Genomic DNA, 17636 nt, shown 5'->3' on the forward strand with positions numbered 1-17636 from the left:
TGCGACTGGATGAGCCCAACGCCACCACGGCAGCGGCCATAGAGGAAGACCGCGCGATGCTAGACAACCCCGACGCGCCAAGATACTTCAGCATGGACGCACTATGGGCAGCACTAGAAGCATGAAATACGAAGTCCAGTTCACAACCGAGAAAACCACCACAGCAGACAACATATCAACCGCCCGCGCGCTATAAATACCCTGTTAAACCCAGGATTGCCCCTGCACCACCGCCCCCGTTCGACAAGCACTTTCAGCTCGGGATGCACCGTTAGCTTGACAGGACAGGTAAGGTGACCCATACTTTAATACTGAACATTGATTCAGGATTGAGGAGGTGACGATGCCGCAGGTACTGAAGGAGGAAGTGCGCGAAAGTCTCGTTGCAGCCGCTTCCCAGATTTTTATGGAACGCGGGTTTAGCGGGGCACGACTGACTGATATTGCAGATACCGCCGGCGTATCCACCGGACTGGTGTATTCCTATTTTAAAAACAAAGAGGAGCTGTTTCAGGCGGTGATTGCGCCTCTGCCACCTGATTTCGAGGCCGTAGCGCAAGCAGAAGAAGCCCTAGAAACGGGCTCACCACTCGAAAAATACCAAATCGCTGCGGCCGAGTACATAGAGAATATCTTGAAGTATCACCGCGAATTCGTGATTTTGATGGATAAAAGCCACGGCACTCCTTATGCGGACACGAAAAGCCGGATGGTGCAATCAGTACAAGCGCATATTGAACGCGAGCTGACCAGAAATAAGAAGAAATCTTACCCCAAAGTTTTGCCACATATATTGGCCAGTAATTTCGTGTCTGGACTGCTGGAAGTTGCCCGCCACTATGAAAATGTCACTCAGGCTCAAGAGCTACTGTCGCTGATTATCAGTTGCTATTACGAAGGGGTGAACTCACTTTGAAAGCTTCGCAGGCCAGGAGCGTCTTTATTTTTATTCTGAAAACTGAATCATGGTTCACTATTCATGCATGTTACGACCGGAGATGCCCATGACTTCGCCAAGAAAACTTCCCCGCACGGTGGGCGCGTCTTGCTACCTTGCCAGCGCGATGACGTGCCTCAGCAACCTCTTGGGATTGGTAACACCAATTGCAGTGGTTCATCTGGTCAGCCAAGCGTGGCACGGACGACTTTACCCCGCCGAGGTGTGGGTGGCCACTGGCACCCTATTGGCTGTTTTATTCATGCAAACAGGTGCTTCCTTCGTGTCCACCTGGCAGTCACACCGCGCGGCTTACCGCACTTTAACTGATTTACGTCAAGCTATTTTGACACACCTCAAGTGCTTGCCCCTGGGGTTCTTCCAAACCCGAAAAGTTGGAGATTTAGTCACGGTCATGAAAAACGATGTGGAACAAGTCGAGGTTTACCTAGCTCACGGACGTCCCGAGGCTGTTTCCGCCGTGGTGATTCCTCTAAGCACAACTATCGCCATGTTGATACTGGATTGGAGACTGGCACTCGCCATGGTATGGGGAATCCCCCTGATGCTTGCAATCAAGCGACTCTCGGCACCCAAATGGGAGAAAGGCTTCGAGATTGTGGCCGGTTATAACACTGCGATGCAAGAGCGGCTGACGGAGTATGTGGCCACTATCCCCGTAATCAAGGCTTTTTCCAAAAGCGAGGACAAAACCGCAGCCGTACTTGCTACGGCCAAAGATTACGTGAAATGGGTTACCAAGTCCATGAACACCATCTCGGTGCCGATGGGATTGATTAGTCTGTGCATGGAAATTGGGATGGTTTCTGTCGTAATAACCGGCACTTGGCTGCTGCAATCACGTCAAATCGGCGTGGAAATATTGATTGTGGCCATTATCTTGGCCGCAGCCTTTAGCGCCTCGATGGCTAAAATCGCGACACTGCAGCACTATCGCGTGATGTTTAGCCAGGCCATGAAGGGAATTACCCCGATATTAGACGTGCCACTCATGAAGCGGAGCCAAAACAACACACCCAGCGAGCCCGGTGAGCTAATGGTGGAAAGAGTCAGTTTTTCTTATCCCGGGGCGGACTCCCCCGCCGTGCAGGACATTAATATAAAGTTTGCGCCAAACTCGACTACCGCCCTGGTGGGAGCTTCGGGTTGCGGGAAAAGTACGCTAGCGCACCTGATGATGGGTTTTTGGGAACCTGACACGGGAACGATCTCTGTGAGTGGGGTCAAACTGAGCGATGTGAATCCAGATGATTGGTCACAGCTTTTCGCTATTGTCCAACAAGACGTATTTCTGTTCAATCTTTCCCTGGAAGAAAACCTGCGTATCGGCAACCAAGACGCAACCTTCGCGCAGGTGGTACAGGCCGCGAAACGCGCGCGGATTCACGATTTCATCGAGAGCCTTCCCCAAGGATATGCGACTTTAGCTGGCGAGGCCGGCAGCCGTTTTTCCGGTGGGGAAAAGCAACGCCTCTCCATCGCACGTGCTATATTGAAAAATTGTCCTTTCGTGATTTTAGACGAGGCTACTTCTGCACTCGATGCCGAAAACGAGGCGTTAGTACAAGCCGCCATCACGGAGTTGGCTCAGGACAAGACAATTATCACTATTGAGCATCACCTTAGCAGCGTCGTTACCGCCGACCAGATAGTGGTTATGGCATCCGGGCAGGTAATGGACACCGGCAGCCACGAGGTGCTGTTGGCACGTTGTGATTTATATCGCCAGATGGTCGCCAGCCAGCAGCTGGTAAATACCTGGGACATCATGAGGTGCCATCAATGATTAAGCAAATTTTTCACATCCTCAGCCCGGACGGCAGAAAACAGATTATCTTTAGTATTATCGGCTTCGTTAGCTATGCCCTGTGCAGTGTGGCTATTTTGTTGATTTCCCTGGTCGCCATCAAATCTGGACTGGAAAGAACTTTGAATCTGGCGGCGCTTGCCGGAGTTTTAGCTGGAGTTCTGGCAGTTAAAACTATGGCTGGAATTCTGGCTGATAAGCAAAAACACCGCGCCGGTTTTGACCTCACGTTTCAAATTCGCTGCCGGATTGTCACCAAACTCAAAACACTTTCTTTGGGGTATTACACCAAAAGTCGATTGGGTGAAATCGGCGAGATTATTCATAAAGATGTCGACAATATGGAGTTGATAGTCGGACACCTGTGGACGCGAATGACAGCCGATATGACGGTTTCAGCTTTGTTGATTCTTGGTTTGGCTGGCCTGGACTGGCGTTTAACACTGTTTATGATTGCGACATTACCGGCGGCGGTAGCCTGGCTGGCCGTAGGTTTGCGCCGAGCAACGCGCTTAGAATCCCAGGTGGGCGATGCCGGGGCACAACTCGCGAGCCTATTTGTAGAATATGTGCGAGGAATACCACTGTTGAAAGCATTTTCCAGATGCCATAGTCTAGATATCCTGCTTTCGGACGCTATTGAAGATTTCGGGTCGGCCAGTACCCAAGCAGCACGTAACCGCGCTTTTGTTTTGTCTATCTATAACTTAGTGGTGAACTTATCATTTTTATTTGCTGTCACCAGCGGATTGTGGTTGACAATGCATCATAATCTCGATATTTTCCGTTTTCTGGTTTTCATAGTGCTGGCTCCCGAGCTATATAAACCTTTCTTTGCTTTGGAAGAACACTGGATGAACTATCTTAAAGCCAAGGATTCCTTTACCAGAATTCTGAAAGTTACCCAGGCCACAGCGGTAATAGAACCAACATCTCCAGTGGCACCTCTTGAATACGGAATAGAATTTAGGCAGGTCGCCTTTTCCTATGAACCAGGACGACCGACACTTGAAAACGTGAGTTTCACGGTTCCACCAGGAACCTTGTGCGCCTTGGTCGGGGAAACAGGTGCCGGCAAAACCACTGTAGCCAACCTGTTGCTGCGATTTTGGGATGTTGATACCGGAGTAATCACTATCGGTGGTAAGGACATTCGCAATATTCCCTATGACGAGATGCTGGCACATATCAGTATCGTTATGCAAAACGTACAGCTTTTCGCAGACACCGTAGCGGGAAATATTCGTATCGGGAAATCCGGGGCAAGTGATGAGGAAATCGTAAAAGCCGCCAAGGCGGCACGGATTCACGATTTCATCATGAGCCTACCGGCCGGCTATGACACAATGCTCGGCGAAAATGGGACAGGGCTTTCAGGCGGACAACGCCAACGCCTGTCCGTAGCCAGAGCATTTTTGAAAGATGCCCCTATCGTGGTGCTTGATGAGCCCACCGCAAATGTAGATCCCCTCAATGAGGCACTGATGCAAGAGGCGATTTCTGCCCTGGCGCAAGACCGCACAGTAATGGTAATTGCCCATCATCTGTCTACTGTGCGTTCGGCGAATCAGATTTTGGTGTTTCATGAGGGGCATATCGTGCAACAAGGCACTCATGAGGAATTATTGCGAGACCAAAACGGACGCTACCGAAAAATGTGGAACCAAAACCAGGCAGCCACTGGTGTGACTGTCACCACGCCAATGCCGACCCCGCAAGAAAGGACGCTATGAATCAGATGCCAGCCATTGCATGCACCAAGCTAGATTTTCGCTACGCGGGCGCGAATACAAATGCCATCGAGGGTGTGAACCTTGAAATCAAAGCCGGAGAATTCGTAGTTCTCTCCGGCTCCAGCGGCTCGGGAAAAACCACCTTGGCGCGTTGTCTCAACGGATTAGCGCCACATTTTTGGGAAGGGCAACTTGGCGGAGAGATTCGCTTGATGGGCGAAAACATCGACGGCAAACAAATTGGGGAAATCGGAGGGATTTTGTCCACTGTGTTTCAAGACCCGCGTTCACAATTCTTTATGACCAATACCGACAACGAAATTGCTTTCGGCTGTGTCAACAGAGGCTGGAATCGAAAAGAAACTTTGCAGCGGATAAAAGCTGCCTACACGGCGCTGTCCATGACGGAACTGCAAAACCGCAGCCTGTTTGAGCTTTCCAGCGGGCAACTGCAAAAAATCGCTATCGGGTCGGTCTTTGCCATCAACCCAGACATCTATCTCTTTGATGAGCCCTCGGCTAATTTGGATTTCCAAGCTACCCAGAAATTGGCGGGATTGCTGTGCGGCCTTAAGAAATGTGGCAAAACCGTGATTGTTATTGAACATCGCCTGTTTTATCTGACTGGTTTACTTGACCGTCTTGTCGTGTTCAAGGACGGGTGTATTCGTGCCGATTATCCGCGTAACCGGGTTATTGGTCTTACCGAGGCTGAACTGCGTGACTTGGGATTGCGTGCCTTGCATTTGCATCAGTTACCAAGCCAGGTCAAGGCTAGAGTCTTGCCGGAACCGAATACGACCCGACACACCCTAGAATTGCGCAACCTGGGATTTTATTACCGGTCACGACTCCGGCATCATTGCCATCAGGTTTTCCAGATTGCTTCAATAAACGCCACGGCTCACAGCGGTGAAGTGGTGGCCGTGGTGGGGGAAAACGGGGTGGGAAAAACCACCTTGGCGCGAATCCTTTGCGGACTAAACAAGGAAAGCACGGGGGAAATCTGGCTAGATGGCATCCTGCTGAGTCCTCGACAGCGTCTGGGTACAATTCGGCTGGTAGCGCAAGACTCGGATTACCAATTATTTTCTGACTCAGTGGCCTCCGAGTTTTCTCTGGAACGCAAATGTCCCGAGCAAGCACCTCATGACCTCTGGAAGCAACTGGGGCTATCCGATTTCGTGTCACATCACCCCCAAGCCCTCTCACGGGGACAAAAGCAGCGTGTCACCATCGCTTGCGCCCTCGCCAGTGCGGCACCCGTAATCTGCTTTGACGAACCCACCAGCGGATTGGACAGGGACAATATGAGCCTCGTGGCGGGGCTGATTACTGAAATTGCCCGCCAAGGACGGGTGATAATCCTGATTTCCCATGACCTTGAATTCCTGGCGCTGTGCGCCACCAGAATCTGGTTCATGAAGGACGGACAACTGGTTGATGATTGTTCCTTCGACACCCACACGGCGGCACGGCTCTTAGGTGCCGCTAGGAACAAAACTGAGGTGGAAGCATGACCAAGAATATTGACCCACGCACGGTTATTATCATCGCCGGTATTCTGGGCAGCATCGCGTTCCTAGCCAATAAGCCCCTTTGCGCGCATGTGATTTTTGGTTTCGCCACGCTGTTGGCGCTGAGCTGTGGATCCTGGCGTATCGCATTGGCTAGTGCGGGGTTTTACCTGTTGGCGCAGCTTCTTTCAGAGGCAGCCTGGGTTTTGGGCGGGTCGGCCTCGGTGGCTTTTGTCATGCTCGCTTATATGACTCAAAAACTGCTGGTTTTGGTGCTTGTCGGCACGTTTATGTCCCGAACCACCACTTTGGAAGGCATCGGAGCCGCTTTGGCGCGAATGAAAACCCCGCATGTCATTACTGTGCCGTTAATGGTCATGTTTCGGTTCCTGCCCACTATTCGCAGCGATATTCACGCGCTGATGGACAGTCTCAAAACGCGCGGCATTATTCGGACACCACTGCATTTTCTGGTTCATCCGTTTCAGTGGATTGAAATCGTGGCGGTTCCACTGTTGATGCGCGCGACCAGAATTTCTGACGAACTGGCAGCGGCGGGGCTCACTCGAGGATTGGGGATGGTAAAGAATCCCGTCAGTATTTATCCTCTCGGGTTCACCGTCACAGACCTGGCTCTGGCGACTGCAATGATGGCACTGATAGTCGCCACGATATGGCTGCAAATTTGAGTCTTCTAAACAAGAAAATCCGTTAACAGAAATAAAGGAGTAAAAACATGAAAGACACGCTGCATAATCCCCAGAAGCTGGTCACCGTAGGTATAAGAGATTTAGTTACTATTGGGATTTTCGCCGCTATCTCTTTACTGATGTTCATCTTCATAGGCGGGATTGCCGGAATGACAGTTTTCGGAACCATCGCGAATATCCCCATCGTCTGTCTTTTCACCGCTGTCCCCTATCTGCTGTTGGCAGCCAAGGTAAAGAAAGTGGGTGTATTCTTCCTGATGGGAACCCTGAATGTAGTGCCAGGGTTAATGGTCGGAAATTTAATCGGGGTCGGTCTGTGTGTTTTGGGTTGGGTTATCGCCGAAATAATAGCCAGTGCCGGAAGATACGGCAGCCAGAAATTTCTGGTAACCGCCTACGTGACAGGTTGCACCATCCAATCCGCCGGTTTCACGTTCCCCATGTATTTTTCCAGTGTGCAATACCTTAGCTCACGCCAAAAGATGCTGCATCTTAGCGACGAGATGCTGTCCTATTATTTGAGCCTGTTCTCCTGGCCACTTTACGGGACTATGGTGGCACTAACCACCTTCACCGCGTTTATCGGCTCCGTTTTCGCCTTGAGGCTGCTGAAAAAGCACTTCGTTAAGGCCGGCCTGATAGACGTGCCCGATGCCGCCAGTGTTCAGAACTAATTCAGCCTAGATGTTAGAACTGGGGAACTTCCAGACCCGCAACCTGGGCGGCAACGGCGAGTTCCTGGTCGAAAACCAGCATGGCATCGCAGTTTAACCTTACTGCCGCCGCCAGATGCAGCGCTTCGGCTCCGCGCAACCGCCACTCGGAATGCGCAGCCTGCAAGTAATCGCTTTCCGCCACGGGACAAACCACAAAATTAGCCAGGGTATCTCTAGCCGCCTTATCCCAGCTATCTTCGGGGCGCAAGCGCCGCTTCAAAACACAATAGAACTCGGTAAATGTCAGCCTGCTGATGACAAGCTCATCGCCCCGAGACACGCAATCATCCAAAAACTGTTTATATGCCTGGGTTTCCCGCTCTTGAAAAAATCCTTTGAGCAAAGCCGACGTATCAAGATAATACGTCTTCAAGGCGCCCCCTTTCATCAGCAATCATTTTCTGGACACTCACATCGCTTTTGAAAGTAGGAATATCGGCGAACTTTACGCGCCGCTGCTTTTGGTCACTATCCTCGATAGCCCGCACTGCCGCCTGCTGCTTAGACGTACCCCAGGCACGCGCCAGCCGCGTCAACGCAGCATCCTGCTCCGAGGTCAGCCGCAATGTCATACTCATAACATCATGATACCGCGCGCCAGCAAATGATGCCACGATTCCCGGGAGGCACCTCATGCCCCCGAGGCACTACTGGCAACCTTCGACCAAGGCATCGCCGCCCTGCGCTCGGAAGCAACCTTCCTGATCCGCTAGGCTTTGAGTCGTTCCCTCTCGACCTTACCACTTTGCAATACCACCCGGCAGCCTCCAGCAATTTCAAGTAAAAATCGCAGTTGGACTGGGGCAAGCTCCCAGTCCAACCAAGCTAGGCTAGCGTTTGCTAGCCACAAAAGATGTAGTTGGCAAAACTACCACCATCTGTGCGGAATGCCACACCGATACCTACAGTCTTCAGCCGTTTATCATAGAGACGCTTTGGGGAAATACGTTTCATTATTTCCTTAACGTGACCAACACCATTCTTACCCGGATTCTCGTCACCAGACCAGGTCATCTCCCATCCAGTAAGCGAGGGGCATTTAGGAGGTCTAATCGCGTCGAAAGCCTTTTCCTGTTCAGGGGTCAGCTTCGCCTCATTCCGTTTTGCCATATCGGCAGAGATATCTCGGGCAAAGGCATCTAACTGTGAATCCCGGGTAAGCTCACCTGCCAGTCCCATAACACGCAGTTCATTAATTCCCTGCAGAATAGTTGCTTCCTCTTGGCCTGCTGAACCCAAATCGCTGGGCTGCGGCTGCTGCTTAGGCTGCGGTTTAGGTTGAGCCGGTTGTGTTGGCTGAGCGGGTTGCGCGGGCTGCGGGATTACTCCAGTGGCGGCGGCCCGAACTGTACGATCGGGCATAACACCGGTACCACCGATAACAATCAGCTTCGCGGCGCCTAGGGTGTCGGCCTTGGCCTTCACACCCTCACCATTAGCAGGCGAAAGCAGGATGATGCCGTCTTTAGCGGCACCCGCCACCATCGCATCCTTGAGCGCGGTACCCGAAGCCAGGTACACATTCGAGCCCGACTTTTGGGCTTTAGCATACTGGGCAATAGCAAACGCGGTCTCATAACGGTTCGCCCCCGCCAAACGTGCCGTGGCCTTACCAGCAGCAGCACTGTTGACCACCGCATCCGAGACGACTCCGGTACCGCCCAAAGCCGTAACCTTCTCAGCCTTCAACTCAGAGACAATCCCCGCCAGGGCATTAGCCGACACATCATTAGTAAAAGTCACAATCGGACCGTCCCTAAGCACGCTAGCCGCGACCGCGTCAGGAGAACCCGAACCCACATTCTTGGTCACATACACATTCTTCGGGGTGCCGTTCACTTTGACCCATTGCTTGGCAATCTCCGCAGCGGTGGCGTTACGGTCTGCGCCTTTCAAGCGGATTACTTCGGCACCCGTGGCTTTCGCCTGGTCTTCTATCCCCTGAGGCACCGCGCCCGTACCACCGAGCAGGACTATCTTGCCGGGCTTAACCCCACCAAGATTCAGGCTCTTCCCATCCGTCAAAACCACCGGGCCATCCCCAATAGTCGCCGCCGGCAGCGCATCTACCGGGTTACGGTTGCTCGCCACATACACAACCTTCCAATCCGCGCCCCAAGTGTGCTTCGCCACAGCTATTGAGGTCTCCACCCCGGACGAACCCGCGAGCCTCTCAAAAGACAGGTCACCAGCCACCGCCGGAACCGCGCCCACGCCCGCTATCAGCGCCGCCGAGCCAACCCCGGCAACCAAGCCAGCTATCGCACGCCTACGTGCCATCAAATTCCTCCTTAATTATCACGGAATCCAACCAGCCCCTCATGAAACCAAGAGCACCCGACCAGAAACCAACAAACTTAGCAACTACACTAACACCCACCCGATTTTTCCGCAGCCAAACAGAGAAAAAACTCAAAAAACGTCCAAAACCCCGGCTGGCACCTCATGCACCCGGCCAGCACATCAGGCACGCGGCACGAAAAGGAACCCGGTATACTGTAAGCATGACTAGCATAACTGCGGCTCCGGCAACCCGACCACCGTGCACCGCCATCAAGGTGCCAGTGGAGCTGCGCGACCGGCTCAAGCGAAGCGCTGCTGAACACGGTCAAACTATGGCCGAGCTGATTGACACTTTACTGCGCGAATCCGCACGCTACGCCCGGATGGAGTCCCTGCGTCAAGCCATCGCGCAAACCCCGGCATCAGTTATGGCGCAATACACCCGCAAACGCGACGAATGGCTGGATGCCCACCTTGACTAGCGAAACCAAGATTCAGCAAGGCGACATCTGGTGGGCTTATCTTGACCCCCACCAAAGGGCGTGAACAAAACGGACGGCGGCCAGTATTGGTGATATCCGCCGCGCAATACCACGATATTATAGACGCTTTGGCTATAGTGGTGCCGATTTCTACAACCGACCGAGGCTGGCCAAATCATATCCGCCTAACAGACTTGGCGCGTTCCTCTTGGGCGATGACCGAACAACCTCGCACTATCGCCCAGCAGCGGCTAAAAGCACGCATCGGCACCGCAACCCCTGAGGAACTCGCCCAGGTTCTCTCTTGGGTTATCGACTTTATCAGCTTGTAGTGCGAATGCGACGTTTCCCCGACTTCACCCGACCACAAACGGCGCAGCAGTCGCTCTGATTCCTCTAGAGCCGCCACCGGAACCCCAGTTTCTAGACGTTTTTCGATAACAACACAATCTTCAAAACACAAATGCCTGTAAACTTGGCCCACGGGAGCGGCGTACCTTTCATACGGTTACGGTTTTCTCTTTACATCCCAGCCCTAAAGGATGTCGCACTCCCATTTTGCACGCGGGCGGGATGAAACGCAGGAACCCAGATTTAGCGTTATAATGGAGGCAATAGTTCAGCCCGCCTCGGCCACTTCCGCTGAGTGTGGGCTAATCCTCGTGAAGCCGCCGAAAACCGGAACTGCTTTCAAAATCGCAATCTGGTTTATATTTTGAAAGTATAACCCAGACCACTTCATTCACCGCTGCCACACGCCGCCTGCGCGGTTGCGGCTTCGCCACTCAAGGAGTTCCGCCTAAAACGGCAAATCATTGCCACTTTATAACGGCTTCACCAGCGGCTGCGCCGATATACGGCTAACGCCGCGCGGCGCAGTACCTCGATATCAAGCATTCTCAATAAGGGGATTATGTATCCATACCCCAGAAAAGCCCCTCATCCCCGGCCTGGCAGAAATAAGTGAAAAATGCGGTTTTTCAGGGAATTTTTCCCGCAAAAACGAAATACTCACTCATTTCTGCCACTATCCCGGCTGGCACCTCATGCCCCCGAAAGGAGAGGCAGACCGGACGTAACCCGAGTAACAGACCGAACTAGTCAGACCACACTCGGGGAATGACAACTCTTAGTATGGCTAAAATAAAGCTGTTGTGTTGATAACAACCGAGGATTCACATATTATTTGAGGCAAAGGAGAGCAAATGGTTTCCACGAATTTAAACATCAGGACGGATAAAGCCGTAAAAACGCAGGCGGAAGCGATTTTCAACGAGCTCGGCTTGAACATGACCACGGCGGTGAACCTGTTTTTGCGCACTACTATCAGGGAAAACGGGATTCCCTTTAGCCTGCAACTAGAGCACCCCAATGCGACCACAGCAGCAGCTATAGCAGAGGGTCGCGCAATGCTAAACGACCCTGATACGCCAAAGTATTCCAGCATGGAGGCACTGCGGGCGGCACTCGAAGTATGAAATACGACATCCAGTTCACCACCCAGTTCAAAAAAGACCTGAAACTGGCAAAGAAACAACACCGGAACCTCGAAGAAGTCTTCGCGGTCATCAACCGCCTGGCCAACGGAGAGACACTGGAAGCTAAGTACCAAGACCACGAACTCAGCGGGAAATATAAAGGCACCCGGGAATGCCACATCGAACCAGACTGGTTATTAGTCTACGAGATTCACCGTAACACGCTGGTCTTGATGGCCTACCGGGTCGGAACACACTCGGAACTATTCAAGGCATAACCTGGAGGCTTTCGCCCGATTCGCTAAATGTCCATGGACACATAAACACTTTGCTAAAACCGGGCTGATAGACATGCCTCACGCCACAGAAACTAATCTCGCCTAGCTGACAGAGTAATACCCAAATCCGCGCCAGCCACCTCATGAACCGCGACCGAAAGCGACAGCGTTTCGGCGGCAATCAACGACTCGTGACGCTTCACCCACGCCAGGCGCTCCCCCGGCACACCCAAATCCAAGTCAACCCGGTCGGCCACATCCAAACCGGCATTCTTACGTTCGTCTTGCACCGCACGAATCACGTCGCGAGCATAACCCTCGGCCTCCAAATCCTCGGTAACCTCGGTATCCAACACCACGAAAGTACCACTGGGCAAAACATCAGCGGCGGTACCCGGCTCAGCCTCCACCTTGGTCGACAGCCCGAACTGATCCCCGGTCAAACGCACCGGCGAACCCTGCATACGACATCAAAATCGCCGTTTTCAACCGCTGTAGGCAAAATACGTGATAGAGTAGTAAAAATGTCTGATAGGAAGGAAACCATGAAAAAGACATTTTTTTGTACCTTTGCCGCAACGCTGCTGGTAGTAAGCGTACCTTTTCAAACTGCTGTCGCGGTTGACAGAGACGAGGATACCAGTTCCCCCTCAGACCAGTACTCAGAGCGGTTCATCGGTTCGTTTTCCACACAAGACACAGAATCTTCAGGAGCCACAAGGAGTTTTCTTTTTCCAAGTGGGGGTCTCGTTACCGCGCATAATCCTCATCGTTCCCCAGGAAGAAACGAAGCTTCAGGCCATGTCACCTGGAAGCCTGTAGGGAATCCGCGATTTACCACCATGAGGTTGACTGCCAGGCTGTACGCAAAGCGGGGTACAAGATTTTTCGCCGTTGGTATAGCTGATACGAGAGATAGTAAGCCTGCGCTTAAGGGACAGACACCAGGTGCAAACGCTAGGGTAAGTTGTGAATCAAGCAAGTCAACCATGTGGTACACCTTTGGGAGTGGATACGCTCCAGGTGTGCAAAAAACCCATGGGAAGCACAAATCTGCAGAGTCTGATGTTCACTGTTGGCCATGGGCACGTCATTAGAGCTGGCAATTCTGTCGCGCAAGTCCTGCCTCTCCGAGTCTGAGAGGCAGGACTTCGTTGCATTGTTTCTGGGTTTATCTGAGGAGTGGTTTGACTTTGAAGGTAACTCTTGCGCGCCCTGGTACTATCATCCGGAAGAAGATTGGTCAGATGATATACAGAACCTATTAGCGTGGGCGTACGTCACTTTACCTGATAACCAAAAACCGCCCTTTGCTTTGTTATTCGAAACAATGACTCGCTGTGTGGAACAAGTTGCAGCCGTAAAGGCTGATGGATTCTATGTTAGGCTTGATTACTTCAATATTCCACAAAGACGAACACGTGTTTTATATGGCAAAAAAACTAGTGCAAAAAATAGAAGCTTATTACACAGCCTTGTTGGTACGATTCCTTCAGTTGTACTCCCAGACATGAGAGGGGAATCATACTTCCATTTTACTAGCGAAAACCCGACGCTTACTGAAAAGATAAAAATAGTAATAGATATAGCAGCTTATAATAATGTGGACTTGCTAGTTAATATATTCTGCTCACTGATAGATAGATACGAAAAGAACTGTTCAATTGTTGCTGTCAGTCGAGCGCTTCCCCATAGCCAATATGGTATGGACATTCAGACAGTAGAATTATCTATTAACGCAAGTGAGTGGTCCTCTTTTATCGCGGGTAGAATTCTAAGAATTCTTTTCCAGTCTCTAAATCTTTCAAAATCAACGTCTCCACTAACAATTACTATGAACAGGGAAGTATTCACTTGAAGCTAAAAAAATATTAAATATAATCACGCTCTTCCTTGGTCTTACAGTATTGATTTCATGCGAGGCTACCAGTCACCATGGTTCGTCGGTGGATAATTCAGGCTTACCCTATCTTAAGATTTGCGAAGGTTTTAACTGCGATAAGTATTACGCAGACAAAGAACATTCTGCGTGGGAGGTGAAAACCGAATCACTTACCCGTATGGCACTTCAACTTCACAGTAAAGGATGAAATAAATACAGTACACTAGGTATCCGGTTCTTGAATTCTGTACTGGACACAACGTGGTTTGGGTTCCAGGAAAATCCTGGAACCCAAACCACGTTGCTGAAATTTTACGCGGCCGCAGATTCAAGGAATCCTCGGATTCCAGAACCCAGGCTAGGCGTGTTTCGCGACCTTGACGACCAAATCCGCGCCAGCCACCTCATGAACCGCGACCGAAAGCGACAGCGTTTCGGCGGCAATCAACGACTCATGGCGTTTCACCCACGCCAGGCGCTCCCCCGGCACACCCAAATCCAAGTCAACCCGGTCGGCCACATCCAAACCGGCATTCTTACGCTCGTCTTGCACCGCACGAATCACGTCGCGAGCATAACCCTCGGCCTCCAAATCCTCGGTAACCTCGGTATCCAACACCACGAAAGTACCACTGGGCAAAACATCAGCGGCGGTACCCGGCTCAGCCTCCACCTTGGTCGACAGCCCGAACTGATCCCCGGTCAAACGCACCGGCTCCCCATCCACGCAAACCTGCGGGAACACGACGGCATCCCCGTCCAGTTGCCAGGCTCCGGACTTTTGGGCGGCAAACAATTTGGAAGTCAGCTTGCGCACTTCCGGTGCGAAACCCTTCGGGTTCAAGGCCAACTCCTGGTGGGAGCGCAAACCAGAACCCTCCACGCCGATAACTTCGACGTTCTTCACGTTCACCTCCTCGGCAATAAGCCCCGCAAAATCGGCTAGCGCCTCATGAAGCGGGGAAACCACCCGCAACCAAGCCAGTGGCAAACGCACCCGCAACTTTTCAGCCTTACGCAAGCCGTGGGCGGCGGAAACAATACCGCGAACCTCGTTCATGGCTGCCACCAAATCCGAATCGTGCCCGGCCGCGTCCCAATCCGGGTAATCCGCCAAGTGTACCGAACGCTCCCCCGTCAGGCCACGCCAGATTTCCTCCGACACCAGGGGCAACATCGGCGCAATAGCGCGCATCAAGGCCTCTAACACGGTATAGAGCACATCGAAAGCCTGCGGGTCTTCGTCCCAGAAACGCTGGCGCGAAATTCGAATGTACCAGTTGTTCAACAAATCCAGGAACGAACGCACCTTTTCACAAGCCTCTGGAATGTGGAAAGCATCCAGTTCCCCGCGCAAATCCCGGAACAGTTCGCGGGCGGCCGACAGCAGGTACCTGTCCATAACCGGCAGACCAGACACCACCGCCGCGTCAAACACGTCAACCGGCTTCGCGTCATAACCCGCACCCTTGCTACACGTCCCGGCATAGAGCGTAAAGAAGTAGTACGCGTTCCACACCGGCAACAACACCTGGCGTACCGTGTCGTGAATACCCTTGTCGGTCACAATCAGGTTACCGCCGCTGACCACCGGGGAACTCATCAAGAACCAGCGCATCGCATCCGCGCCGTACTTGTCAAAGACCTCTGACACATCCGGATAGTTACGCAAAGACTTGGACATTTTACGGCCATCATCACCCAACACAATCCCGTGCGAAACACAGTTCAAAAACGCCGGGCGGTCAAACAGAGCCGTGGCCAAGACATGCAGGGTATAGAACCAGCCGCGGGTTTGCCCAATGTATTCCACAATAAAGTGTCCGGGATAGTGGTGTTCGAACCAATCCTGGTTTTCAAAGGGATAATGCACCTGAGCGTAGGGCATAGAACCGGATTCAAACCAGCAATCGAGCACTTCCGGGACACGACGCATCATGGATTTCCCGGTCGGATCATCAGGATTCGGGCGCACCAGCTCGTCGATATACGGGCGGTGCAGGTTATCGACCTTCACCCCGAAATCGCGTTCCAACTCGGCGAAAGACCCGTACACGTCCACGCGTGGATACGCCGGATTATCGGATTTCCACACCGGAATCGGGGAACCCCAATAGCGGTTGCGCGAAATCGACCAATCGCGGGCGCCCGCCAGCCAGTTGCCAAAAATCCCGTCTTTGGTGTGAGCCGGGGTCCAGGTGATTTGCTGGTTCAGCTCTACCATGCGGTCGCGAAACGCGGTGACTTTCACGAACCACGATGACACGGCCTTGTAAATCAGGGGTTCCCGGCAACGCCAGCAGTGCGGATAGGAGTGCTCGTAGGATGCCGCACGCACCAGCCGTGCCCGCACCTCCGCCGGACGCGCCGCAATCGGGCCAGTCACATCACGCAGGTCGGCAATGATATACCTATTGGCTTCGAACACGTTTTTGCCCGCGTAATCCGTGACGTCCTCGGTTAAACGGCCTTCATCGTCTACCGGCACCACGATGCCGATTTTGTTGACAGCACAGACATTCATATCGTCCTCGCCGAAAGCCGGAGCCAGGTGCACCAGGCCGGTACCATCTGTGGTGGACACGAAGTCAGCGGCAATGATGGTCCACGCATTGGAGCCCGGTCCGACGTGTCCCGCCTCGTCCGCAGTGCCATCAGCGACACCAGCGGCTTTCGCGGCTTCGAAGTACGAGAAAATCGGAGCATACCCGACCCCGACCAGCTCCGAGCCGGGAAATGGCGCGGAAACCTCTGGATCATCGCCCAATTCCTTGGTGTAAGCCGATACCAGCGCCTCGGCCAAAATCACGGTTTCGCCCGCCAAATCACCGGTTTTGGGGGTGACGCGTACATAGTCGATGTCCGGCCCCACCGCAACCGCCAGGTTGGATGGCAAAGTCCAAGGAGTTGTGGTCCAAATCAACGCTAACTCACCGGTTTCCAGGCGCAAGCCCACCGTCACGGTCTGGTCGGTGCGGTTTTGATAGATGTCATCATCCATCTTTAGCTCGTGGTTCGACAAGGGGGTGCCGTCATTCCAACAGTACGGCAACACCTTGTAACCTTCGTAAATCAGACCCTTGTCATAGAGCGTCTTGAAAGCCCAAATCACGGATTCCATAAAGGTGGGATCCAAGGTCTTGTAGTCGTTATCGAAATCGACCCAACGCGCCTGGCGAGTGACCTGTTCTTCCCATTCTTTGGTGTATTTCAAAACGGAGTCGCGACACGCCTGGTTGAAGGCCTTGATTCCCATCGCGCCTTCGCCTTCAATCTGGGATTTATCCTCGATTCCCAGAATGCGTTCGGCTTCTAGTTCGGCGGGCAGACCGTGGGTATCCCAACCAAAACGACGTTCGACCCGATACCCCCGCATGGTTTCATAGCGCCCCACGATGTCTTTGACATACCCGGTCAGCAGGTGCCCATAGTGGGGCAGGCCGTTCGCAAAGGGCGGCCCGTCATAGAACACGAATTCGTTGGAACCATTTTTCCCGGCGTCACGCTGGTCAATGCTGGCTTGAAAGGTGTCATCAGCCTTCCAATACGCCAGGGTTTCCGTTTCTTGGGTGGGGAAATCCGGAGAGGAAGGGACACTGCTTTTTCGGTGTTTGGGGTAAAACCCGCGCTTGGTTTCGCTCATTTCGTCCTCGCTGGTCGTGTTGGTCACGAGGACGCCCGTCACTGTTTGCGGCGCGCGCGGTACCACCTCGCTTGCTCGCTGCCGGGTCTGGTTTTGATGGTGAGTTCATGAGGCGCCACCCGGTATTCCCGGCGGCGTTCATGTCCCGC

General features: G+C 52.7%; 16 protein-coding genes. 11 read left to right on the forward strand and 5 right to left on the reverse strand.

Features of this window, described 5'->3' with window-relative positions; all coding sequences use genetic code 11:
• The first annotated feature begins 343 nt into the window (after positions 1-343).
• The 6 genes from F4555_RS05695 to F4555_RS05720 all read left to right on the forward strand — a co-directional run bounded on the left by F4555_RS05695 (position 344) and on the right by F4555_RS05720 (position 7399).
• Positions 344-916 (forward strand): TetR/AcrR family transcriptional regulator, encoded by a 573-nt coding sequence (locus F4555_RS05695; RefSeq protein WP_115325981.1) that lies wholly within the window; start codon positions 344-346, stop codon positions 914-916.
• 88 nt (positions 917-1004) lie between these two features.
• Complete coding sequence (locus F4555_RS05700) at positions 1005-2744, forward strand: ABC transporter ATP-binding protein (RefSeq protein ID WP_115325980.1); 1740 nt, start codon at positions 1005-1007, stop codon at positions 2742-2744.
• Positions 2741-4498 carry an ABC transporter ATP-binding protein gene (locus F4555_RS05705; protein WP_115325979.1) on the forward strand — a complete coding sequence of 586 codons (1758 nt, stop codon included), beginning with the start codon at positions 2741-2743 and terminating at the stop codon, positions 4496-4498. The genes F4555_RS05700 and F4555_RS05705 overlap by 4 nt, the downstream gene beginning before the upstream one ends.
• The gene (locus tag F4555_RS05710; protein ID WP_115325978.1) at positions 4495-6018 is read left to right on the forward strand and encodes an ABC transporter ATP-binding protein; all 1524 of its coding nucleotides are present in this window, start codon (positions 4495-4497) and stop codon (positions 6016-6018) included. The genes F4555_RS05705 and F4555_RS05710 overlap by 4 nt, the downstream gene beginning before the upstream one ends.
• Entirely contained in the window at positions 6015-6704 is a 690-nt protein-coding gene (locus F4555_RS05715; protein WP_004012102.1) for an energy-coupling factor transporter transmembrane component T family protein, read from the forward strand. The genes F4555_RS05710 and F4555_RS05715 overlap by 4 nt, the downstream gene beginning before the upstream one ends.
• Before the next feature lie 47 nt (positions 6705-6751).
• A complete protein-coding gene (locus tag F4555_RS05720; protein ID WP_004012101.1) occupies positions 6752-7399 on the forward strand; it encodes an MptD family putative ECF transporter S component in 648 nt (215 codons plus the stop codon).
• A 13-nt stretch (positions 7400-7412) separates the two neighbouring features.
• Here the strand turns inward: F4555_RS05720 and F4555_RS05725 are convergent, their stop codons facing one another.
• The 3 genes from F4555_RS05725 to F4555_RS05735 all read right to left on the reverse strand — a co-directional run bounded on the left by F4555_RS05725 (position 7413) and on the right by F4555_RS05735 (position 9721).
• A complete protein-coding gene (locus tag F4555_RS05725; RefSeq protein ID WP_248613642.1) occupies positions 7413-7814 on the reverse strand; it encodes a type II toxin-antitoxin system VapC family toxin in 402 nt (133 codons plus the stop codon).
• On the reverse strand, positions 7795-8019 hold the full coding sequence (locus tag F4555_RS05730) for a hypothetical protein (RefSeq protein ID WP_248613641.1): 225 nt from the start codon (positions 8017-8019) through the stop codon (positions 7795-7797). The genes F4555_RS05725 and F4555_RS05730 overlap by 20 nt, the downstream gene beginning before the upstream one ends.
• A 262-nt stretch (positions 8020-8281) precedes the next feature.
• Positions 8282-9721, reverse strand: coding sequence for a cell wall-binding repeat-containing protein (locus tag F4555_RS05735; RefSeq protein WP_004012098.1), 1440 nt, complete (start codon positions 9719-9721; stop codon positions 8282-8284).
• Between the two features lie 224 nt (positions 9722-9945).
• On the opposite strand from F4555_RS05735, the gene F4555_RS05740 reads away from it, so the two are divergent.
• The 4 genes from F4555_RS05740 to F4555_RS05755 all read left to right on the forward strand — a co-directional run bounded on the left by F4555_RS05740 (position 9946) and on the right by F4555_RS05755 (position 11962).
• Positions 9946-10206 carry a ribbon-helix-helix protein gene (locus tag F4555_RS05740; RefSeq protein ID WP_004012097.1) on the forward strand — a complete coding sequence of 87 codons (261 nt, stop codon included), beginning with the start codon at positions 9946-9948 and terminating at the stop codon, positions 10204-10206.
• A 41-nt stretch (positions 10207-10247) separates the two neighbouring features.
• Positions 10248-10538, forward strand: coding sequence for a type II toxin-antitoxin system PemK/MazF family toxin (locus F4555_RS05745; protein WP_081443316.1), 291 nt, complete (start codon positions 10248-10250; stop codon positions 10536-10538).
• Positions 10539-11411: 873 nt separating this feature from the next.
• Positions 11412-11684 (forward strand): type II toxin-antitoxin system RelB/DinJ family antitoxin, encoded by a 273-nt coding sequence (locus F4555_RS05750; RefSeq protein WP_004012094.1) that lies wholly within the window; start codon positions 11412-11414, stop codon positions 11682-11684.
• A complete protein-coding gene (locus F4555_RS05755; RefSeq protein ID WP_115325977.1) occupies positions 11681-11962 on the forward strand; it encodes a type II toxin-antitoxin system YafQ family toxin in 282 nt (93 codons plus the stop codon). The genes F4555_RS05750 and F4555_RS05755 overlap by 4 nt, the downstream gene beginning before the upstream one ends.
• Positions 11963-12054: 92 nt before the next feature.
• Here F4555_RS05755 and F4555_RS05760 read toward each other — a convergent pair whose 3' ends face one another.
• Complete coding sequence (locus F4555_RS05760; protein WP_174887721.1) at positions 12055-12426, reverse strand: DUF5915 domain-containing protein; 372 nt, start codon at positions 12424-12426, stop codon at positions 12055-12057.
• Positions 12427-13043: 617 nt separating this feature from the next.
• On the opposite strand from F4555_RS05760, the gene F4555_RS05765 reads away from it, so the two are divergent.
• Positions 13044-13820 (forward strand): hypothetical protein, encoded by a 777-nt coding sequence (locus F4555_RS05765; protein WP_004012091.1) that lies wholly within the window; start codon positions 13044-13046, stop codon positions 13818-13820.
• Between the two features lie 382 nt (positions 13821-14202).
• Here the strand turns inward: F4555_RS05765 and ileS are convergent, their stop codons facing one another.
• The gene (gene ileS, locus F4555_RS05770) at positions 14203-17487 is read right to left on the reverse strand and encodes an isoleucine--tRNA ligase (protein ID WP_115326125.1); all 3285 of its coding nucleotides are present in this window, start codon (positions 17485-17487) and stop codon (positions 14203-14205) included.
• Between the last annotated feature and the right edge of the window lie 149 nt (positions 17488-17636).

Source organism: Mobiluncus mulieris, assembly GCF_014204735.1.
GTDB lineage: Bacteria > Actinomycetota > Actinomycetes > Actinomycetales > Actinomycetaceae > Mobiluncus > Mobiluncus mulieris.